This window comes from Rhizobium sp. ZX09 (assembly GCF_017357485.1).
Classification (GTDB): Bacteria; Pseudomonadota; Alphaproteobacteria; order Rhizobiales; family Rhizobiaceae; genus Agrobacterium; species Agrobacterium pusense.
Map to the genome: position 1 here is coordinate 1,808,956 of NZ_CP031363.1, position 20,042 is coordinate 1,828,997.

The following is a 20,042-nucleotide window of genomic DNA, read 5'->3' on the forward strand; positions in this document are numbered from 1 at the left end:
ACGGCGCGGCGTCACAGGCACCAGGCGATACCGCTCTGCACGGCGGAAAGGAAAATATCGGTGCCGTGCCGCACCCAGCCGTCAAACGCAAGAAGCACGATGGCAAGCGAAGCCACCACGGAAAGTCCAGCCAGAATAAACTTCAGAGGATGGGAAACGAGCGCGTTCATGTTCCTATCATAGCCCGTCCGCGCGCAGTCGAAAACCGGTAAAATACTGGAGTTTGCCGTGGCGAGATGGAGAATTGTTAGGGAAAGTTTAAAATCTCGCCATGCATTATGACCCCAGCGGCTTTTCAAGCCTCGACATGATGTCTCCCGGTCCATTCTCCGGCCGCCGCATAAAGCTCAATCCTGCGTGGGCCTGTTAGAGAGCCATCAGAGGAAACCTGCCGTCATGTCCAACGCCATCAAGCAATCCGGCGCATATCTCGAAATCGTTTCCTTTCATCTGGGCGATCAGGAATTCTGCATCGATATCATGGCGATCCGCGAAATCCGCGGCTGGGCGCCGGTGACCCCGATGCCGCACACCCCGCCTTATGTTCTCGGCCTCATCAACCTGCGCGGCGCCGTCATTCCCGTCATCGACATGGCCGGCCGCCTCGGCATGAAAATGACCGAGCCCTCCGAGCGCTCCGCCATCATCGTTACCGATATCGGCGGCAAGCTGGTCGGCCTTCTGGTGGAACAGGTCTCCGACATGATGACCATCCGCTCCGAAGACCTGCAGCCCGCGCCCGATATCATTCCGGAAGAACAGCGCAGCTTCTGCCGCGGCATCGTCGCGTTGGAAAAGAGCATGGTCTGCTTCCTCAACCTCGATACGGTTATCGCCGACGAACTGGCGCGCGAAGCCGCGTAATCCACGGCATCGACATGGCAATTGTGGGGGCGAGCCTTACGGCTTGCCCTTTTCCCATGTCACCTGCTGGTTATAGAGCGGCACCGTCGATATCGCCATCTTGGCGGAACCATCGGTCAGTTCCCGCGCGTGCACCAGATAAATCAGTGTATCATTGGCCTTGTCGTAGACGCGGCTGACGACGAGTTTCTTCCAGACCAGCGACATCCCCTGCCGAAACACCTCTTCGCCGCCCTTCGAAAGATTGATGTCACCAATCTCCACCGGCCCGGTCTGGCTGCAGGAAATGGCGTTGTTGGAGGGGTCTTCGAACCAGTTGCCGTTTTTCAGCCGGTCGATGACGCCACGCTCGAAATAGGTCACATGGCACGTCACGCCTTTGATCTTCGGATCAGCGATCGCCTCTATCATGATATCATTGCCGATCCAGTCGACGCCGACCTCGCCAACCACCTGCGAATTCGCCGCAGTCACCGGAAGCAACACCAGAAAGCCCGCAAACAAGCCCGACAGAGTTTTCTTTGTCATCGCATCTTCTCCGTTACGCTGCTTCAAACATAGGTGGAAGCCACCGTTACGCAACCCGGGCGGCAGGCCGTTTTTTCATGCTGCACGGCTGGTAGCCCGTGGCGGTAAGTCGACCGGCCACCATGCCGATTTTCTCCGGCAGATCGTGGATATGGGCAACACTCAATGCTTTGGCCGCCGCAATCGACGCGGCCGCGCAGACAACGGCATCTTCCGCGGCATTATGGTGCACGAAACGCAGCTGAAGGTGATGAGCGATCACATTCAGCTTGTGCGACACCAGATTGGGCCAGACATGCCGGGCGATCTTGACGCTGCACAGATAGGAAAGATCGGGATAGGACTGTCGATATTTGTCGAAGGACGCGCGCATGACGCTGAAATCAAAGGCGGCATTGTGGGCTATCATCGTCGCACCATGGAAGTCGTCGATGAACTCCTCCATCACCTCGGGAAATTCCGGCGCATCCTCGACATCGGCAGGGCGGATGCCGTGCACGGCGATGTTGAAGGGCGAAAACCGCATGTCCTTCGGCCGGATCAGCCGTTCCTCGACACGAACGATCGTCCCGTCTTCTATCCAGGCAAGGCCGACGGAGCAGGCGCTGCCCCGCTCTTCATTGGCGGTTTCGAAGTCGATGGCGATGGTTTTCAAGAGTGATTCCCGTTGTTTCTTCCGGCATAAACCGGATCGGCCTCAAAGAGAACCGGCTTCGCTGGAATGCGCTTCCGAAAGCATCCAGTCGATGAGCGTCGCGAGATCGGGATTATCGAGCATACGCCTGGGATAAACGAGGAAATAGGCGAGCGTGCTGGTCATGTCTTTACCGAATGGCGCAATCAATGCGCCTTCGGCAAGCTCGCGGGAAACGAGCGAACGCCGGGTCAGTGCAATGCCATGCCCGGCCTTGGCGGCATCCAGCGCGCCGTTGCTGTCGATGAAAACGGTGCCGCCGGACGCGTCGACTTCCGCTGCACCTGCCGCTTCCAGCCAGCGCCGCCATTCATTGCGGTTTTCATCATGCAGCAGCGGGACCGATTTCAGATCGCCCGCTTCCCGTAGCGGGCCGTATTTTTCAAGAAGCTGGGGCGAGCAGACCGGCAACGTGCTGTCATCAATGAAGCGGATGCTCTCAAGCCCTTCGTACCGTCCGAAACCGTGCCGGACGGCCAGATCGACGTCGTCCCTCGAAAAATCCACCAATCGGTTCGTGACGCTGATGCGCACATCCACCTGCGGGTGCTGCTGCTGGAAGGCGGGCAATCGCGGCATCAGCCATTGCACGGCGAAGGTCGGTGTGCAGCTCAGCGTCAAAACGGTGATCTCAGACCGCGCTGTCAGCTCCGCCGTCGCCTCGCGCATCATCCGGAAAGCGGTGCGGAGCGCGCCGTAATAACGCTCCCCCTCGCGCGTCAGCTGGATGCTACGCGGCTTGCGAAAAAACAATTGCACACCAAGCCGCGCCTCCAGCTCCCGGATTTGCAGACTGACGGCGCCGGGCGTGACATTCAACTCGTTGGAGGCAAGCGTGACGCTGCGATAGCGCGCTGCGGCCTCGAAGGCCTGCAGCCCTTTCAGAGACGGGAGTTCGGTGGACATGATTTAGCTCAACTCAATTATCGAACGAGAAACAATCGTTTGAAAACACCATAAAACAGAGAGTAAATGGACGCAACAAGACACAACGCGACGTGAAAACCATCACCTCCGAGCTTGAGATTAACTCAACCAATATCGGGTGGATGGCGGGGATTCGGTCTGCGATCATGCCGATGCTCATGCGTTTTGGAGATGATGATGGCGATACAGAAACAGATGGATGCCCGCGAATGGGCGATGCTTGTCGCGCTTTCGCTCCTGTGGGGCGGTTCGTTCTTTTTCATCGGTGTTGCGGTCAAGGAACTGCCTCCCGTCACCATCGTCGCACTGCGTGTTACCCTTGCGGCAATCGCGCTTCAGATCGTCTGCCGCATCATGGGCCTTCGCCTGCCGAGGCAATGGGCGGTGTGGCGCGCCTTTTTCGGCATGGGCCTTCTGAATAACATCATTCCATTCTGCCTGATCGTCTGGGGCCAGACCCATATCGCCAGCGGACTGGCTTCGATCCTCAATGCTACAACGCCGCTCTTCACGGTTATCGTCGCGCATTTTCTCACCACTGATGAAAAGATGACCGGCAATAAGCTGACCGGCGTATTGGTCGGCTTTGCCGGCGTGGCGACCATGATCGGCCCCGCCGCCTTTACCGGCTCATCCGGCCTCTGGGGCCAGATCGCCGTGCTCGGCGCGGCCATCTCTTATGCCTTCGCGGGCATATTCGGCCGCCGCTTCAAGGCCATGGGCGTGCCGCCGCTGATGACCGCCACCGGCCAGATTTCCTCTTCGGCACTGATGCTGATCCCGGCCGCCCTTCTCATCGACAAACCATGGACACTCGCCATGCCGAGCCTCGGCACGTGGGGCGCGCTTGTCGGCATCGCACTGCTCTCGACGGCGCTCGCCTATCTCATTTTCTTCCGCATTCTTGCCAGCGCCGGCGCCACCAACCTTGCCCTCGTCACCTTCCTCATCCCCGTCAGCGCCATCCTGCTCGGTTCCCTGCTTCTAGGGGAGCAACTGGAAATGAAGCACTTCGCCGGCATGGCGATGATTGCTGCGGGTCTCGCGGCGATCGACGGCAGGCTGCCGTCAAAACTCAGAAGCCTGCTGCGCAACGCACCTGCTTGACAGAATTACACGGCAAAAGCATTGTGCGCCCATGATCGCGAAGCAGAACACCACCCGTCGTCACACCATCACCGGCCACCCGGCAGGAGAAGGTATGTCGTCGCGTTAAGCGATCCATTTCCACCCTGCCAGTCGAGCAGGGTTCGCACTCCTGCTCCCATACGCCCGAGGAGACAGGCATGCAGACTGTGAAATTTGCCGATAATGAAGATTCGCAATTCAGCTTGAATGAAGTCGTCCTGCGCGCCGCGCGTCTGGACGACGCTGAAGCCCTGACAGAAATGTTCAACCTGCCCGGCGTCCGTCACGGCACGCTTCGACAACCATTTCAGTCGGTTGAAAAAACACGAAAATCGATGGAGAACCGCGGCCCCAACGATATCGCCATCGTTGGCGAATGGCGGGGAAAGATCGTTGCCAATGCAGGACTTTTCCGCAGGGCAGGAAGACAGTCCCACATTGCCGATCTGGTAATCAGTGTCCACGACGATTTTGCCGGCAGAGGTGTCGGAACATATATTCTGGCGGCTTTGATCGACACCGCCGATAATTGGCACGATATCCGCCGCATCGAACTCAACGTCTTCACCGACAATCTCCCCGCGATCCGGCTTTACGAGAAATTCGGTTTTGAACTTGAAGGCACCCTGCGCAACGACGCCTATCGTGATGGCAAATACGTTGATGCCCACGTGATGGCACGACTTCGATAGTCGGTTAGCTGCGCAAGTGGTCGGTAAACACTTCCCGAATGGTCCGGCGCGACCATTCGGCCATTTTTTCGTTACGGCCGCGCTCGGCATCCAGAACGATCAGCGCCTTCCATAAGGCCCACCCGCGCCCGCGCTGCCATGTGGCCTCATCCAGATCGAGCGCTCTGCGAAAAACAGCCCGGCTTTCAGCATCAAGCACATTCCACGCTAGAATGAGATCAGAAGACGGATCGCCCACGCCGGAACTGCCGAAGTCGATAACGGCCGAAAGCCTGCCATCCTTCACCAGCAGATTGCCCTCGGCAATGTCGCCATGCACCCACACCCGCTGCTTTTGCCAATGGCTCGAAAGCGCAAGCTGCCATATCTCCATAGCCAGCGCCTGATCCACCTCACCGGCAAGCCGCGCCGCCGAGGCCTTCGCTTCCCCGTCATAGACTGCAAGTGAGCCCCCGCGATGAAAGTTATGCGCCCCTGCGACCGGGCCATCCACAGCATCCGCCTCGTGCAATGATTTCAAGAACCTGGCGACATCAATGGCAATGACCGACAGATCGACCTTCTCCAGATGCTGAGCAAGCGGTTCCCCTTCGAGCCAGCGATAGACCGACCAACGGAACGGATAACCCTGCCCCGGCTGCCCGAGCGCTACTGGAGCAGGGATCGGAAAAGGCAGGAAAGGCGCAAGCGTTGGCAGCCATCGATGCTCCTTCTCGACCTGCGCCACGTAACGGGTGGCGCTCGGCATGCGGATGAGCATTTCATCGCCAAGGCGAAAACTGCGATTGTCCCAGCCGCTCAGCTCCACCGGCCGAACATCTAACGCCGCCCATTGAGGAAACTGGCTGTCAACCAGCGCCCGGACCTGCTCTGCGCTGACGGCGATGCGGTCATCCATGCCTTACCCTCCGTCTCAGGCACAAAGCTCTAGCGGCAGAGGACATTATTTCCATGACGGCCCCTCAGCCGCCGATCAGCGCCAGCCACTCGTCCTCATCCATGGTCTGCACGCCCAGTTCCGCCGCCCTGGCAAGCTTGGAGCCCGCTCCCGGCCCCGCCACCAGAATATCGGTCTTTTTCGAAACGGAACCGGCAACCTTGGCGCCCAGACTTTCCGCCCTGGCCTTCGCCTCGTCGCGGGTAAACTTCTCCAGCGAACCGGTAAACACCACCGTCTTGCCTGCCACCGGGCTGCCTTCCGTAGAAGGCTTTTCCGCCTCTTTCGGACGAAGTTCCCTTATCAGCCGATCGATGACGTCGAGATTGCGTGGCTCCTTGTAGAACTCGATAATGGCGCGGGCCACCACCTCGCCGATGCCGTCGATGGCATTAAGCTCGGCCCACGCATCGCTTGCGGGATCCGCCGCCGCCTTCATGCTTTCTTCGAAATGGTCGTAAGTGCCATAGGATCGCGCCAGAAGCTTCGCCGTAGTCTCACCCACATGGCGGATGCCGAGCGCGAAGATGAGCCTGTGCAGATCGATCTCGCGGCGGGCATCGATGGCGTCGAACAGCTTCCTGACGCTGACCTTGCCGAAACCGTCGATATTTTCGAGCTTGGTCAGATGGGAAGCATCCTGACGCGCCTTCAGCGTGAAGATGTCGGGTGCGGTCTTGATCGAGAGCGCAGGATCGTCACTTTCGAAGAAGAAATCGATCTGCTTGGTGCCCAGCCCTTCGATATCGAAGGCATTGCGCGAGACGAAATGTTTCAGGTGCTCCACTGCCTGGGCCCGGCAGACGAAACCGCCGGTGCAGCGCGTGACAGAATCGAGCTTGCCGGTCTTTTCATTACGCTCCCGCACCGCATGGCTGCCGCAGACCGGACATTTTTCCGGGAAGGCATATTTTGCCGCGCCGGCCGGTCGCTTTTCCAGAAGCACGTCCAGCACCTGCGGAATGACATCGCCGGCCCGCTGCACGATAACAGTGTCGCCGATGCGGATATCGTGATCTTCCGGGCGGATGCGCTCACCGCTATTCCCGATGCCCTCGATATAATCGGCATTATGCAGCGTGGCATTGGTAACGACGACACCGCCGACAGTGATGGGGGTAAGACGCGCGACAGGTGTCAGCGCGCCGGTGCGGCCAACCTGAATTTCGATATTTTCAACCGTCGTGAAGGCTTGCTCTGCTGGAAATTTATGTGCGGTCGCCCAGCGCGGGCTGCGCGAGCGGAAGCCAAGCCGTTCCTGCAGATCAAGCCGGTCGACCTTGTAGACCACACCGTCGATATCGTAATCGAGATCGGGCCGCGCAACACCGATTTCATTATAATGCTCAAGCAATTGCTGGGCGGACGTGAATCGCTTCATCAGCGGATTAACCGGGAAACCCCATTCCCTGAACTTCTCGACGATGCCATATTGGGTATCAGCAATCCGCGTCGGCTGACCGCCATTCGAAACCTCGCCGAGGGCGTAGGCGAAAAACCGCAGCTTGCGTTTCGCCGTCACATTGGCGTCCAGCTGACGCAGGGAGCCGGAGGCAGTATTACGCGGGTTCACGTAGGTCTGCTTGCCTTCCGCTTCCATCTGGGCGTTGAGCGCCAGAAAGTCGCTTTTGGCCATATAGACCTCGCCGCGCACTTCCACCACATCGGGCGCGTCGGCGGGCAGCTCGTTCGGAATTTCCTTGATGGTCCTGATATTGGGAGTGACATTTTCGCCGGTCGTGCCGTCACCGCGCGTCGCCGCTGTCTTCAGCCTGCGGTTTTCGTAGCGGATGGACATGGAAAGCCCGTCGATCTTCGGTTCCGCAGTGAAAGCAATGGAGTCATCAGGCAGATGCCCGAGGAAACGATAAACCGAACTGACGAAGTCGCGCAGATCTTCTTCCGAGAACGTATTGTCGAGCGACAGCATCGGTCGCGCATGCACGATGGGCGCAAAGGTCGGAAGCGGCGCGAAGCCTACTTTTTTCGATGGGCTGTCGGCCCGCACCAGCGCCGGGAAATTCGCTTCGATGGCGTCGTTGCGCCGCTTCAGCGCGTCATACTCCGCATCGGAAATCTCCGGCGCATCCTTGCCGTGGTAAAGCGCGTCATGGCGGGCAAGCTCGGCCGCCAGAAATGCAAGCTCCGAAGAGGCTTCAAGCTCGGTGAGGTTTTCAACGGGTTTCTGGTCTTTCGACATGACGGCCTCTTTTCGGAATTACCGAACGCTTTTAGCCGAAATAACAAACATTAAAAACAGTTTTGCCGCTGGACTCACAATGCCGAAAGGCACTGCACTGGCATTGCCGCGAAGGGTCAGTCCTTGGCTGCTAGAAGACGAGCGGCAGCAGCCCTTGCCTCGTCCGTCACGGACGCGCCAGCAAGCATACGGGCGATCTCTTCGGTGCGGTGCTGCGGCTCCATCGTGGCGACGCGCGTGGCGATACGCTCGCTTCCATCGCCGGACGGACCCTTTGAAATGAGAAGATGGGTCGCCGCCCGTGCCGCCACCTGCGGCGCATGGGTGACGGAAAGGACCTGCACGGTTTTGGACAGGCGGCGCAGCCGCTGGCCGATGGCATCCGCCACCGCGCCACCGACACCCGTGTCGATTTCGTCGAACACCAGGGTCGGTGCCGAACCGCGATCCGCCAGCGCCACTTTCAGCGCCAGCAGGAAGCGGGACAATTCGCCGCCTGATGCGACCTTCATGATCGGCCCTGGGCGCGTGCCCGGGTTGGTCTGCACGTGGAATTCCACCGTATCGATGCCGTCGGCCGTCGCCTGCTCGGGATCGGAGGTGACCTCGACGGTAAACCGCGCCCGCTCCAGCTTCAACGCCGGAAGCTCGGCCATGACAGCGTTGGAAAGCGCTTCCGCTGCATTACGGCGTTTGTCGGAAAGCGACTGCGCGGCACGGTCAAAATCAGCCTTCACGACGCCGAGATTGGCCTCGAGCTTGCCAAGCTTTTCTTCGCCGGCATCGAGATCGGCGAGATCGGCCACCATTTTTTCGGCGAGAGCGGGGAGGTCTGGCACGGCGACATTATATTTGCGTCCGGCGGCGCGCAACGCGAACAGCCGCTCCTCCACCCGCTCCAGCTCGCGCGGATCGAATTCTGTGCGGCGCAGCGCCGCTTCTACTTCCATCTGCGCATTGGAAAGATTGTCCAGCGCGGCATCCAGCAATTGTACGGTGTCTTCCAGCAGGCCGGGAGCCTCGTGGCTCTTGCGCTCCAGACGCCGCATCATGGATGCTATGACAGGCACGGGCGAAGCATTGCCGTTCAGGAACTCGCTGGCTTCAGCAATATCGCCAGCGATGCGTTCGGATTTTTGCATCACCGCCCGGCGTTCGGCCAGTTCATCCTCCTCGCCATCGCGCGGCGAAAGCGTTTCCAATTCCTCGACGGAAGAGCGCAGGTAATCCGCCTCTCGCGCCGCAGCCTCAACTTTTGCGCGATGCGTCTTTAAGGCCCGGTCAGCATCTTTCCAGGTGCGATAGAATGCCTGAACAGCGCGAGCCTCTTCGCTCAGCCCGGCAAAGGCATCCAGCAGCGTGCGGTGCGCATCCGTATCGACAAGCGCACGATCATCATGCTGGCCGTGAATCTCGACCAGCATCTGACCAAGCTGGCGCATCATCTGCACGCTGATGGCCTGATCGTTGATATAGGCCTTGGTGCGCCCGTCGGAAGATTGCACGCGGCGGAAAATCAGGTCGCCATCGTCATCGAGACCGTTTTCGCGCAGGAGAAGCCGTGTCGGATGATTGTTCGGCACCTCGAAAGTCGCGGTGACCTGCCCCTTTTCCTCCCCGTGGCGCACAAGGCCGCCATCGCCGCGGCCGCCAAGCGCCAGCGAGAGACTATCGAGAAGAATGGATTTGCCCGCACCCGTCTCGCCCGTCAACACGGAAAGGCCCGCCTCGAAACCGAGGTCGAGCCTTTCGATGAGAACGATATCGCGAATTGAGAGCTGGACCAGCATGGCCTATGCCCCGTCTCAGGCGCCGATGAGCTTCTTGCCGGCGCGCGAAATCCAGGACCCCTTATTCTCACGCGGCTCCAGGCCCTGGCCCTTCAGCAGCTTGTAGGAATCCGCATACCATTGGCTGTCGGGATAGTTGTTGCCGAGAACGGCAGCCGCAGTCTGCGCTTCGTCTATCAGGCCCATCGCGTAATAGGCTTCCGTCAGACGCGCCAGCGCTTCCTCGATCTGGTTGGTGTTCTGGTACTGCTCGACGACGATGCGGAAACGCGAAACGGCGGCGAGATATTCCTTGCGCTCAAGGTAATAACGACCGACCTGCATTTCGCGGCCGGCAAGCTGATCGCGGGCGAAACGGATCTTGGCCTGCGCATCCGCGACATATTCCGAATCGGGATAATCGTTGACGACCTTGTTCATCGCCTCAACTGTGCGCTGCGCGGCGCGCTGGTCCTGCGTGACGTCGGAAATCTGCTTCGAATAGGCAAGACCGATCATGTACTGAACGTAAGCGGCATCCTTGGAACGGGGATATTGCCGCAGGAAACGGCTACCGGTGGTGATTGCCACATCGTTCTTGTTGGTGCGCGTGGCAATGAAGGTCTGCATGACAAGCGCCTTCTGGCCCCATTCGGTGAAGGGGTACTGCTTGTCGATCGCCTCGAACTTGCGTGAGGCTTCCGTCATATTGCCTTTGTTCATGTTCGCCAGCGCTTGCTTGTACAGAACGTCAGGCGGATCGGTCTCCACGCCAAGCTTGGTGATGTCGATATCCGGATCGGACTGGCAGGCAGTGACGACGACGCTCGCGCCGACCAACATCAACGAAACGGCGATCCCCCGCATCGTACCCTTCATTGCACCAGACCCTACATGCTTCATTCGACAGTTCCCACTTCCCGCGCAAATACATAAGCATCGGCTTTGTATTGGCGTTCTAGCCATAAAAGCATCCGCAGGGCAACGCAATGATGACGCATTAACGCATTTTTATGGCATCACCCCATGCAATCGCACGATTATCCGGCGATAATTTGCAACTTCCTGCTCCGTCTCACGAAAAAGCCGCCCCGAAGGAGCGGCTTTTTCTGTCAATTGATAGCCTTCAAAAGACCTTATGCGGACCAGGGCGCGAATTCGGGCATATTGACGGCCACAAATTCGCGGGCGCGCACCATCTGGTTGCGTGCGGCCGGAGCCTCTACGATCTCGTAAGCCGTACGGTCGCTCAGCAGGGCCTTCAGCGCATTGGCATTGACCTTGTGACCACCGCGATAAGAACGGTAGCAACCGATGAACTGAGCGCCCGCAAGTGCCAGGTCGCCCACCGCGTCAAGCGTCTTGTGGCGGACGAACTCGTCCTTGGCGTAACGCAGGCCTTCCATGTTGATGACGCTGTTGTCGTCGGAAATGACAACCGAATTCTCAAGTGAGGAGCCCAGTGCATAACCGGCGGCCCAAAGGCGCTCGACATCACGCATGAAGCCGAAAGTACGGGCACGCGACAGTTCGTTCTTGAACGTCTCTGCCGTCAGGTCACCCTTCCAGGACTGCTTGCCGATCAGCGGCGTGTCGAAATCGATGTCGACCTCGAAGCGCGTACCGTCATAAGGACGGAACTCCGCCCAGGACGCACCCGAATCGATACGCACCGGCTTGGTGACCCTGATATAGCGGCGCTTCACGCCAAGGTTCTTGATGCCGACCGATTCGATCGCTTCAATGAAGGGAGCAGAGCTGCCATCCATGATCGGCGCTTCCGGACCGTCTACCTCGACGACAAGGTTGTCGAGGCCCATGGCGTAGATGGCGGCCATGACATGCTCGATCGTCGCTACTGACTGGGAAAGTGAACGGCCAAGCACGGTGCACAGATCGGTATTCCCGACATTGGCAGACACTGCCTTCAGCTCGGTGACGCTGCCATTGTCATGGAGGCGATGGAAGACGATGCCCGTTCCAGCTTCTGCGGGCTGGAACGTCATCGAGACCGGATTGCCGGAATGCACGCCAATGCCTTTAAGCTGAACGGCATGTGCGATAGTTGTCTGAAATCCGAGCAGTCCGATAGTCATTAGTGTATGCCTTTTTTGCAAACCGCGCCGCTTGGGGCCAGCGCCGTTCAAGTTTTCAAGCCGGGTTTTAACGACCGGCGAAGTCAGTCTGTTCCTTTACCCAGCCTCATACATACGCACATGTACGTGCCACGACAAATCACTGTTCGTTTCGGATTGTTACATGCGTAAGTAGCTGACAACGCTAATTAATTTAGTGTTAATAACGTAAAATAAACAAAACGCCCGGATCGTCGGATCCGGGCGTTTCGAGAGGCTAATGGAATCGCCCTCAGTTGGACTGGCGGCGCAGGAAGGCCGGGATTTCCAGCTGGTCATCATCGTGGTGGCTGGACGATGCAGGCGTTGCACGGCCGTGATCGTCGAGCTGGCCGCGACGCGGTGCGTAGAGGCTTGCTTCCGGCGAAAGCGGTGCGCGGCGCTGCGGCGCCATGCTCGGCGCATCCATCATGTCGGAAGGAACTTCTTCTTCTTCGCGGCGACCAAGCGAGTTGGTGATGCGCTTCAGAAGACCCATCGGGCCACGCTCTTCCTGGGCAGCAGGAGCGGCATGGGTGCGGTGGTCCAGCTCGGCCTTCACGACCGGCGGGAAGTCTTCGACCTTCGGCATGCGAACCGGCTCAGGCTGGCGGGCAACCGGTGCAGGTTCCTGATAGACGGGAGCCTGCGGCTGCTGCATGCGCGGTGCCGGAGCAGCATGCTGTTCCGGAGCGTGATAGACCGGTGCCGGAGCAACCGGAGCCGGAGCGGCCTGCTGAACCGGCTGGGCCGGACGAAGTGCCGCCGGTGCTTCAGCCGGAGAGGATGCGAACAGCTTGCTCTGCGGACGGAAGTCCTGGGCCGGCTGCTGATGTGCGGCAAAACCGAGTTCACGTTCCATTTCGGCCTCAGCCGAACGGATGGTCTGGGCGATGGGGTCTACGGCCTTCGGTGCCTGCGAAACTGCGGCAGGCTGTACTGCGGCCGGAGCGGGAGCAACGGCCGCGGAAGGACGGATAAGCGGCTTTGCAGCGGCGGCTGCGGCGCGCATTTCGGCAACGTTCTGTTCGCCGACGCCTGCAACGCGGTCAATGCCGGTTGCAACGACGGAGACGCGGATGAGGCCTTCAAGCGCTTCGTCGAAGGTTGCGCCGAGGATGATGTTCGCATCCGGATCAACTTCTTCGCGAATACGGGTCGCAGCTTCGTCGACTTCGAAGAGGGTGAGGTCGCGACCGCCGGTGATGGAGATCAAGAGGCCCTGCGCACCCTTCATCGAGGTTTCGTCGAGCAGCGGGTTGGCGATCGCCGCTTCCGCAGCCTGCATTGCGCGGCCCGGACCGGAAGCCTCGCCGGTGCCCATCATCGCGCGGCCCATTTCGCGCATGACCGAACGGACGTCGGCGAAGTCGAGGTTGATGAGACCTTCCTTCACCATCAGGTCGGTAATGCAGGCAACGCCGGAATAGAGAACCTGGTCAGCCATGGCGAAGGCGTCCGCAAAGGTCGTCTTGTCATTGGCAATACGGAAGAGGTTCTGGTTCGGAATGACGATCAGCGTATCGACGGACTTCTGCAGTTCCTCGATGCCCTGTTCGGCAAGACGCATGCGGCGGCCGCCTTCGAAGTGGAAAGGCTTGGTGACGACGCCGACCGTCAGGATGCCCTTGTTGCGCGCGGCCTGCGCGACGACGGGAGCAGCACCGGTGCCGGTGCCGCCGCCCATGCCGGCGGTGACGAAGCACATATGCGTGCCGTTAAGGTGATCGATGATCTCGTCGATGCATTCTTCAGCGGCAGCGCGCCCGACTTCCGGCTGGGAACCGGCGCCGAGACCTTCAGTGACGTTGACGCCGAGCTGAATGACCCGATCTGCCTTCGTCATGGTCAACGCCTGGGCATCCGTGTTGGCGACAACGAAGTCGACGCCCTGGAGGCCAGCCGTGATCATGTTGTTGACAGCGTTACCACCACCGCCACCGACACCGAAGACGGTGATGCGTGGCTTCAGCTCTGTGATATCAGGCTTCTGCAGCTGTATCGTCATTTTAACATTCCTTCTTTCTCTGGCCGCATCGCCCCGCTGGCCGATTCTTGAAACTCAACTCTGAAACCTCCGGCTTGCGCCCCGAGGCTACTCAAAAACTCTCTTTCAGCCATTGCCCCACCCGGGCTATCCGGCCGCTACCGTTACCAAACGGCGAGAACATTCCGCCTTGCGCCGCATGAATTTCGATGTCCGCCACCTGCGGATAGATCATCAGTCCGCAGGCGGTTGAAAATGCCGGGCCCTTTGCCGCGACCGGAAGACCAGCCACGCCCATGGGGCGGCCGATGCGAACGTTGCGGGCAAGAATGCGCCGCGCCGTTTCCGGCAGCCCCGTCAGCTGGCTCGCGCCGCCGGTCAGGACGACGCGCTTGCCGACGATGGGGCTGAAGCCGGACTTCTGGATGCGATCACGGATCAATTCCAGCGTCTCTTCGATACGTGCCCGCACGATGCGGGTAACCAATGCTCTTGAAACTTGCGATGGTTGATCGCGATCATCTTCGCCAATCGGCGGGATCGAAATCATGTCGCGCTCATCCGCGCCATTCAGCAAAGCCGAACCATGCACCACCTTCAGTCTCTCCGCATCTTCGATTCGTGTCGAGAGGCCTCGTGCAAGATCTGTCGTGACGTGATGGCCGCCAAGGCCGATCGCGTCCGTATGGATGAGCCGGCCCTCGGCAAAAACCGAGATCGTCGTCGTGCCGCCGCCCATGTCGATGGCGGCGCAGCCGAGTTCGACTTCATCGTCCACCAGTGCGGCAAGTCCGCTGGCATAGGGCGTCGCCACCATCCCCTCGACGGACAGATGCGCGCGGTTGACGCAAAGTTCGAGGTTCTTCAGCGCCGTGCGTTCGACGGTCACCACATGCATGTCAACGCCGAGAAGATCGCCGTACATCGACAGCGGATCGCGGATACCGCGCTCGCCATCCAGCGAATAGCCCGTCGGCAGCGAATGCAGGATCGCCCGGTCCTGACGCATGGACTGCTGACTTGCCGCCACCAGAACCTTGCGCAGATCGCTGGCTTCCACTTCCTGGCCGCCGAGATCGATGCTCGCGGTGTAGATATCGCTCGCCAGGCGGCCGGCGGAAACATTGACGATCAGGCTGTCGACGGTCAGACCCGCCATGCGCTCAGCCGCATCGACTGAAAGACGGATGACGCCTTCCAGCGCGTCGAGGTCGGCAATCACGCCTGACTTCACGCCGCGCGAACGCTGGTGGCCGATGCCGATGATTTCGACCTTGTGGGTGCGGCCAGGCAGGATTTCGCTTTCCTGACGGGGCGTCAGCCGGCCGATCATGCACACGACCTTGGTCGAGCCGATGTCGAGCACCGAAACGATGTGGCTGCGCTTGGAAGAAAGCGGCTTCAGACGAGGCAGACCGAAATGGGAAGAACCGAAAAAGCTCATGTGTTCTTCTCCGCTTTCTTGAGAGCCTTGGTGCGCGCATCGACGGCAGCCTGGCGGCGTTCGGCGGCACCTTCGGTCAGTTGGATCGTCGTACGGTCGGACAGGCGCAGGTCCACGGCAGCGACATCGCGCGACAGAACTTTCTCTTCCAGATCGAGCCGCGCGAGCAACTGCAGCGCCTGCGGCAGGTTTTCTTCTGGCAGCTTGACGACGATGCCGTTGTCGAGATGCAGGTCCCAACGGCGGCCGGCGATACGCACGTAGGCTCGGACGCGGCTGCGGATTTCCGGCCAGTCAGCCAGCTGCTCGACGAAACCGGCAGCACCGGTTTCCGCATCGCGGCCGACGAAAAGCGGCAGCGAGGCAAACTTGTTGTCACGCAGCGGCGCGATGACACTGCCGCTCTTTTCGATCAGGGACAGTTCCGAGCCGTGCTGCCAGATGCCGAAAGCCTCACGCTCCTTCAGACGAACCTCGACCGTCTTCGGATAGATCTTGCGGATATCGACATCCTCAACCCAGGGAAGCTGCACCAGCTTGCGGCGCGCGGCGTCGATGTCGAGCGCGATCAGGGACGTGCTGCCATCGAGACCAAGAAGCTGGAAAACATCGATTTCGGAGGTCTGCAGGTTGCCGGAGACCTTCACGTCCTCAACGGCGAAACCGGCCGCGGAGGTCGTTGCCTGCGTGACGATATTCGTATGGCCGCCGAGTGACATGCCATAAAGCCCGGTCGCCGCATAAAAGGCGACGGCCGCAATCGTACCGGTATGGGCGGGAATGTGGATGCGTCCGGTCGCAAGGCTGACGCCGAAGCGCACGACGCGACGCAGCGGACGCGGCAATACCATGCGGTCGTCAGCGCTGGGCGCCGCCGCGAATTGCTCGCGCTTTTTTGCCGTCGACTTTTTGCCGATCACCGCAAACACGAAGCGTCCTCCACCATCCAGCTGACAAGGTTACCAAAGGAGCGGCCAGCATGGGCCGCCATTTCAGGCACCAGGGAGGTCGGCGTCATGCCCGGCTGTGTATTCACTTCAAGCCAGATAACTTCGCCATCTTCTGAGAAACGGTCGTCGTAACGAAAGTCTGAACGGCTTACGCCACGGCACCCGATCGCCCGATGCGCCATAACCGCCAGTGTTTGAATTTTTTGGTAAATTTTCGGTGAAATTTCTGCGGGAATGACATGTTTCGAGCCACCAGCAGCATATTTCGCATCGTAATCATAGAAATTGTGACCGAGCGGCACCACTTCGGTGACGCCCAGCGCCTCGCCGTCGAGCACCCCGCAGGTCAGTTCGCGGCCATGGATGTAGCGCTCCACCATCACGTGATCACCGTAGCGCCATTCCGAAGAGGTGAGGATTTGCGGCGGATGCGACTGGTCTTCCTTGACGATAACGACGCCAAAGCTCGAACCTTCGCGTACCGGCTTCACCACATAAGGCGGCGTCAGCGGATGCTCGCTGGTGAAATCGAAGCGGTTCATGACTCGCTCGGCGGCGACAGGAATGCCGGCGGCAGCAGCAACCTTCTTGGCCTGTGCCTTGTCCATGGCAAGCGCGGAAGCAAGCACACCGGAATGTGTGTAGGGAATGGCGAGATATTCGAGGATGCCCTGAATGGTGCCGTCTTCGCCGAAGGGCCCATGCAGCGCGTTGAAAGCGACGTCCGGGCGCAGCGCATCAAGCACGGCGGCGACATCGCGGCCGACGTCGACACGGGTGACCTTGTAGCCCTTGTCTTCCAGAGCCTGCGCGCAAGCGTTGCCTGACGACAGGCTGACCGGCCGCTCCGACGAAAATCCACCCATAAGAACAGCTACGTGCTTGCCGCTCATAGAACCCTCTGACACCAACTCTCCGTTACGGACCAAGCTCCGAACCGACCGGATTTCAAAAACGGTGATTCTGGTACATGACCCTTGAGATCAGTTAAACGCCATTAAGGTTAATGAATCGTTTACTTTCGTTAACCGCCGCGTCCAACGTGCTGAGTTTCGTTAAAGAATCAGCACTGATCCGGATTCCCTCCTTGGAATCAGAGAGTTGCGCGGATTGCAACATGCAGGTTTTCAATGATCTGAAATAAAACGACGCCGGCGCGTCTACTGCCGCGCGACAAAGGCAAGGACGAAACGTTAACAGACAGGATTATTCCCCAGGCAAATTATCTGCCGTTTCAGGGTTTTAAAACCGCGGCCTGAATCAGTCTCTCAATCGACGAAACATTCTCCGAAGCCGTGACCAGACGTGTCGCCCTGACGGATCACATTATCTGCATTATTTCTTTTTTAGCATTCCATAGGAACAAAAATTGCGTTAACGCAGATGTTGCCTCCCAAGGCATGACATTGCAATCATCCAAAATGGAACCAATACCATGACCGACGCGATATCTCCGGTATCGCCGACCGCTGACAATTCGAACGCTGTAAAGACAAATTCGCCTGCACGAGTTCTCACTGCCAGTCTGGTCGGTACGACCATCGAGTTTTTCGATTTCTACGTTTATGCCACGGCCGCAGTGCTCGTGTTCCCGACCTTGTTTTTCCCGAACAATGATCCGATGACGGCGCTTCTGGCGTCTTTCGCAACTTTTTCCATCGCCTTTTTCGCCCGCCCCCTCGGCGCCGTGGTCTTCGGCCACTATGGCGACCGCGTCGGTCGCAAGACGACGCTTGTGGCGGCACTGCTGACCATGGGTGTCTCGACGGTCGTGATCGGCCTGCTGCCGTCCTATGAGACGGCAGGCGTTCTGGCGCCGCTGCTGCTCGCGCTTTGCCGCTTCGGCCAGGGCTTCGGTCTCGGTGGCGAATGGGGCGGTGCCGTCCTGCTCGCCACGGAAAACGCCCCTCCCGGCAAGCGCAGCTGGTACGGCATGTTCCCGCAGCTTGGCGCACCCGTCGGCCTGTTCCTCTCGTCAGGCGTGTTCTGGATTCTGCTTCACTTCATGTCGCAGGAAGCCCTGCTCAGCTGGGGCTGGCGCATTCCCTTCGTCGCCTCGATCATCCTGATCGCGGTCGGCATGTGGGTTCGCCTGTCGATCACCGAAACGCCCGACTTCCAGAAGGCCATCGAAAAGGAAGAACGTGTGGCCGTGCCGGTTGCGGAACTGTTCCGCAACCACAAGCGCAGCCTCTTGCTCGGCACCTTTGTGGCGCTCGCCACCTTCGTGCTCTTCTACATCGGCACGGCCTATCTGCTCTCCTACAACGTCAAGGTCCTGAAAATTCCGTTCCTCGACGCGCTGGAAGTGCAGATCCTTGGCTCCGTCGTTTTCGGTATCTTCATTCCGATTGCCGGCAAGCTTGCGGAAAAATTCGGTCGCCGCGAAATTCTGATCCTGACGACAGTGCTGATCGGCCTGTTCTCCTTCCTGCTGCCCGGCCTGATGACCGGCAGCGAAGGCTCGATCTTCGTCTTCGCAGCTCTGGCGATGATGCTGATGGGCATGACCTACGGCCTGATCGGAACGGCGCTCGCCGCCCCCTTCCCGACCCGCGTCCGCTATACCGGCTCTTCCATCACCTTCAACATGGCAGGCATCTTCGGCGCGTCGCTGGCGCCTTACATCGCCACATGGCTGCAGGTGAACTACGGCATGGGCTATGTCGGTTATTACCTCTGCGTCTCTGCCATCATCACGCTGGCCTGCATTCTTCTGTCCCGCAAGGACGAAGTCTGAACCCGGACCAGCGATCAAAGAAGCCCGCGAAACCTTAGTTTCGCGGGCTTTTTCTTATCCGCCTTGATCTTTATCTGACTTCTTCAACCTTCACGCAACAGCCTGACGCCGCTCGACATGTCCGGTCAAGCAGACGCGGTTGCGCCCGCCTCCCTTTGCCCGATAAAGCGCGAGATCGGCATCGTGCATGACCTTGTCGAAGATTTCGGCATCACCGCGGAAAGCCACCCCGATGGAAATCGTGACCGGGATCTGTAGATCCTGGTATTCCACGGGCGTGGTAGCGATCGCCGCGCGAACCTTCTCGCACATCTGCGTAAATGCCAGCCTGCCAATTTCCTGCACGACCACGAACTCCTCGCCGCCCAGGCGGGCGACATGCGCGTCAGCATCGAAATGCTCCCTTATCGTGCGGGCGACCCTTGAAATGACAAGATCGCCGACGAGATGGCTGTAAGTGTCGTTCACGGATTTGAAGTGATCAATGTCCAGAAAGGCAACGCAATAGTCGCTGCCAAGTTCGGCGCAGGCTGCATAAAGGCCAAGCCGGTTGCTCAAGCCGGTCAATGCGTCGGTATGGCTCAGATGCAGAAAGCGTTCGTGCGACTGTGCAAGAAGCTGAACTTCCTTTGCATTCAGCCAACTGACGAGGAAGGTCACCGTAAAGGCGACAGCGCTGCCTAGCGTTAGGCTTAAAAATAGACCGTTGGCGAGATCCGTCACGAACCCGAGTTTTGCTAAGAGAGACAGGCCCCCCGCGCACATCAGGACCACAATGATCGTCACAAGGCATGCGATACGAATGGAGAATTCCAGTGGCTCAAGGCGCCGGCGGCCTTGCGGCGCCGCTACCGAAAAACTAATCATTTTGATCTGTTTTTTCCAAAGACCCAACATCATATTCAAAAGTGCCTAAGTCGCCGATGCGCTAATATTCCCAAATAAAAAGTATTTAATATCGCGGGTCGATATTTAGTCCCGCCCGCCGAAGTTTTCCTTCCTAACATTATAGCAAAAAATATTGATCGACCGTTACGATAAGCGAAACGGCCGATCAATATTAGTATC

At 59.2% G+C, this 20,042-nt stretch carries 18 protein-coding genes; 4 read left to right on the plus strand and 14 right to left on the minus strand.

Going from position 1 to position 20,042, the window contains the following annotated elements:
- Nucleotides 1–11 precede the first annotated feature (11 nt).
- Nucleotides 12–170 carry a hypothetical protein gene (locus BTN45_RS09170; protein ID WP_006697769.1) on the minus strand — a complete coding sequence of 53 codons (159 nt, stop codon included), beginning with the start codon at nucleotides 168–170 and terminating at the stop codon, nucleotides 12–14.
- A 226-nt stretch (nucleotides 171–396) separates the two neighbouring features.
- Between BTN45_RS09170 and BTN45_RS09175 the strand changes: the two genes are divergently transcribed.
- Entirely contained in the window at nucleotides 397–864 is a 468-nt protein-coding gene (locus tag BTN45_RS09175; RefSeq protein WP_003522339.1) for a chemotaxis protein CheW, read from the plus strand.
- Nucleotides 865–900: 36 nt separating this feature from the next.
- Here the strand turns inward: BTN45_RS09175 and BTN45_RS09180 are convergent, their stop codons facing one another.
- Genes BTN45_RS09180 through gcvA form a run of 3 tightly spaced genes read right to left on the minus strand, consistent with a single transcriptional unit; the run spans nucleotide 901 to nucleotide 2,992 of the window.
- Nucleotides 901–1,392 carry a CreA family protein gene (locus BTN45_RS09180; RefSeq protein WP_004442768.1) on the minus strand — a complete coding sequence of 164 codons (492 nt, stop codon included), beginning with the start codon at nucleotides 1,390–1,392 and terminating at the stop codon, nucleotides 901–903.
- Nucleotides 1,393–1,438: 46 nt separating this feature from the next.
- Complete coding sequence (locus tag BTN45_RS09185; protein ID WP_107339248.1) at nucleotides 1,439–2,047, minus strand: 3'-5' exonuclease; 609 nt, start codon at nucleotides 2,045–2,047, stop codon at nucleotides 1,439–1,441.
- A 42-nt stretch (nucleotides 2,048–2,089) separates the two neighbouring features.
- Entirely contained in the window at nucleotides 2,090–2,992 is a 903-nt protein-coding gene (gcvA, locus tag BTN45_RS09190; protein ID WP_107339247.1) for a transcriptional regulator GcvA, read from the minus strand.
- A gap of 198 nt (nucleotides 2,993–3,190) precedes the next feature.
- Here gcvA and BTN45_RS09195 point away from each other — a divergent pair, with 198 nt between their 5' ends.
- Both BTN45_RS09195 and BTN45_RS09200 read left to right on the plus strand, forming a co-directional pair.
- The gene (locus BTN45_RS09195) at nucleotides 3,191–4,120 is read left to right on the plus strand and encodes a DMT family transporter (protein ID WP_045531911.1); all 930 of its coding nucleotides are present in this window, start codon (nucleotides 3,191–3,193) and stop codon (nucleotides 4,118–4,120) included.
- Between the two features lie 179 nt (nucleotides 4,121–4,299).
- The gene (locus tag BTN45_RS09200; RefSeq protein ID WP_035209694.1) at nucleotides 4,300–4,833 is read left to right on the plus strand and encodes a GNAT family N-acetyltransferase; all 534 of its coding nucleotides are present in this window, start codon (nucleotides 4,300–4,302) and stop codon (nucleotides 4,831–4,833) included.
- Between the two features lie 4 nt (nucleotides 4,834–4,837).
- On the opposite strand, the gene BTN45_RS09205 is transcribed toward BTN45_RS09200, so the two are convergent.
- The 9 genes from BTN45_RS09205 to BTN45_RS09245 all read right to left on the minus strand — a co-directional run bounded on the left by BTN45_RS09205 (nucleotide 4,838) and on the right by BTN45_RS09245 (nucleotide 17,127).
- Nucleotides 4,838–5,731 carry an aminoglycoside phosphotransferase family protein gene (locus BTN45_RS09205; protein WP_207587356.1) on the minus strand — a complete coding sequence of 298 codons (894 nt, stop codon included), beginning with the start codon at nucleotides 5,729–5,731 and terminating at the stop codon, nucleotides 4,838–4,840.
- 64 nt (nucleotides 5,732–5,795) lie between these two features.
- On the minus strand, nucleotides 5,796–7,970 hold the full coding sequence (ligA, locus tag BTN45_RS09210; protein WP_207587358.1) for an NAD-dependent DNA ligase LigA: 2,175 nt from the start codon (nucleotides 7,968–7,970) through the stop codon (nucleotides 5,796–5,798).
- Nucleotides 7,971–8,086: 116 nt separating this feature from the next.
- Complete coding sequence (gene recN, locus BTN45_RS09215; protein WP_004442779.1) at nucleotides 8,087–9,760, minus strand: DNA repair protein RecN; 1,674 nt, start codon at nucleotides 9,758–9,760, stop codon at nucleotides 8,087–8,089.
- Nucleotides 9,761–9,775: 15 nt separating this feature from the next.
- The gene (locus tag BTN45_RS09220) at nucleotides 9,776–10,642 is read right to left on the minus strand and encodes an outer membrane protein assembly factor BamD (RefSeq protein ID WP_207587360.1); all 867 of its coding nucleotides are present in this window, start codon (nucleotides 10,640–10,642) and stop codon (nucleotides 9,776–9,778) included.
- A 233-nt stretch (nucleotides 10,643–10,875) separates the two neighbouring features.
- On the minus strand, nucleotides 10,876–11,835 hold the full coding sequence (gene lpxC, locus BTN45_RS09225) for a UDP-3-O-acyl-N-acetylglucosamine deacetylase (RefSeq protein ID WP_004442781.1): 960 nt from the start codon (nucleotides 11,833–11,835) through the stop codon (nucleotides 10,876–10,878).
- A 271-nt stretch (nucleotides 11,836–12,106) separates the two neighbouring features.
- Nucleotides 12,107–13,861, minus strand: coding sequence for a cell division protein FtsZ (ftsZ, locus tag BTN45_RS09230; protein ID WP_004442782.1), 1,755 nt, complete (start codon nucleotides 13,859–13,861; stop codon nucleotides 12,107–12,109).
- 91 nt (nucleotides 13,862–13,952) lie between these two features.
- The gene (gene ftsA, locus BTN45_RS09235; RefSeq protein ID WP_004442783.1) at nucleotides 13,953–15,284 is read right to left on the minus strand and encodes a cell division protein FtsA; all 1,332 of its coding nucleotides are present in this window, start codon (nucleotides 15,282–15,284) and stop codon (nucleotides 13,953–13,955) included.
- The gene (locus BTN45_RS09240) at nucleotides 15,281–16,204 is read right to left on the minus strand and encodes a cell division protein FtsQ/DivIB (RefSeq protein WP_246751688.1); all 924 of its coding nucleotides are present in this window, start codon (nucleotides 16,202–16,204) and stop codon (nucleotides 15,281–15,283) included. Before BTN45_RS09240 ends, ftsA begins: the two co-directional genes overlap by 4 nt.
- Entirely contained in the window at nucleotides 16,201–17,127 is a 927-nt protein-coding gene (locus BTN45_RS09245; RefSeq protein ID WP_207587370.1) for a D-alanine--D-alanine ligase, read from the minus strand. The genes BTN45_RS09240 and BTN45_RS09245 overlap by 4 nt, the downstream gene beginning before the upstream one ends.
- A 542-nt stretch (nucleotides 17,128–17,669) precedes the next feature.
- Between BTN45_RS09245 and BTN45_RS09250 the strand changes: the two genes are divergently transcribed.
- On the plus strand, nucleotides 17,670–18,974 hold the full coding sequence (locus tag BTN45_RS09250) for an MFS transporter (protein ID WP_207587372.1): 1,305 nt from the start codon (nucleotides 17,670–17,672) through the stop codon (nucleotides 18,972–18,974).
- A 90-nt stretch (nucleotides 18,975–19,064) separates the two neighbouring features.
- Here BTN45_RS09250 and BTN45_RS09255 read toward each other — a convergent pair whose 3' ends face one another.
- Nucleotides 19,065–19,874: a GGDEF domain-containing protein gene (locus BTN45_RS09255; RefSeq protein ID WP_207587374.1), complete on the minus strand. Its 810-nt coding sequence runs from the start codon at nucleotides 19,872–19,874 to the stop codon at nucleotides 19,065–19,067.
- Nucleotides 19,875–20,042: the final 168 nt, after the last annotated feature.

Excerpts from the sequence above, each read along its gene's own strand:
- BTN45_RS09195 (WP_045531911.1), top strand. The coding sequence starts at position 3,191 with ATGGCGATACAGAAACAGATGGATGCCCGCGAATGGGCGATGCTTGTC.
- lpxC (WP_004442781.1), bottom strand. The coding sequence starts at position 11,835 with ATGACTATCGGACTGCTCGGATTTCAGACAACTATCGCACATGCCGTT.
- BTN45_RS09255 (WP_207587374.1), bottom strand. The coding sequence starts at position 19,874 with ATGATGTTGGGTCTTTGGAAAAAACAGATCAAAATGATTAGTTTTTCG.
- BTN45_RS09220 (WP_207587360.1), bottom strand. The coding sequence starts at position 10,642 with ATGAAGCATGTAGGGTCTGGTGCAATGAAGGGTACGATGCGGGGGATC.
- ftsA (WP_004442783.1), bottom strand. The coding sequence starts at position 15,284 with ATGAGCTTTTTCGGTTCTTCCCATTTCGGTCTGCCTCGTCTGAAGCCG.
- BTN45_RS09200 (WP_035209694.1), top strand. The coding sequence starts at position 4,300 with ATGCAGACTGTGAAATTTGCCGATAATGAAGATTCGCAATTCAGCTTG.
- recN (WP_004442779.1), bottom strand. The coding sequence starts at position 9,760 with ATGCTGGTCCAGCTCTCAATTCGCGATATCGTTCTCATCGAAAGGCTC.
- BTN45_RS09175 (WP_003522339.1), top strand. The coding sequence starts at position 397 with ATGTCCAACGCCATCAAGCAATCCGGCGCATATCTCGAAATCGTTTCC.
- BTN45_RS09250 (WP_207587372.1), top strand. The coding sequence starts at position 17,670 with ATGACCGACGCGATATCTCCGGTATCGCCGACCGCTGACAATTCGAAC.
- ftsZ (WP_004442782.1), bottom strand. The coding sequence starts at position 13,861 with ATGACGATACAGCTGCAGAAGCCTGATATCACAGAGCTGAAGCCACGC.
- BTN45_RS09180 (WP_004442768.1), bottom strand. The coding sequence starts at position 1,392 with ATGACAAAGAAAACTCTGTCGGGCTTGTTTGCGGGCTTTCTGGTGTTG.
- BTN45_RS09245 (WP_207587370.1), bottom strand. The coding sequence starts at position 17,127 with ATGAGCGGCAAGCACGTAGCTGTTCTTATGGGTGGATTTTCGTCGGAG.
- BTN45_RS09170 (WP_006697769.1), bottom strand. The coding sequence starts at position 170 with ATGAACGCGCTCGTTTCCCATCCTCTGAAGTTTATTCTGGCTGGACTT.
- BTN45_RS09205 (WP_207587356.1), bottom strand. The coding sequence starts at position 5,731 with ATGGATGACCGCATCGCCGTCAGCGCAGAGCAGGTCCGGGCGCTGGTT.
- gcvA (WP_107339247.1), bottom strand. The coding sequence starts at position 2,992 with ATGTCCACCGAACTCCCGTCTCTGAAAGGGCTGCAGGCCTTCGAGGCC.
- ligA (WP_207587358.1), bottom strand. The coding sequence starts at position 7,970 with ATGTCGAAAGACCAGAAACCCGTTGAAAACCTCACCGAGCTTGAAGCC.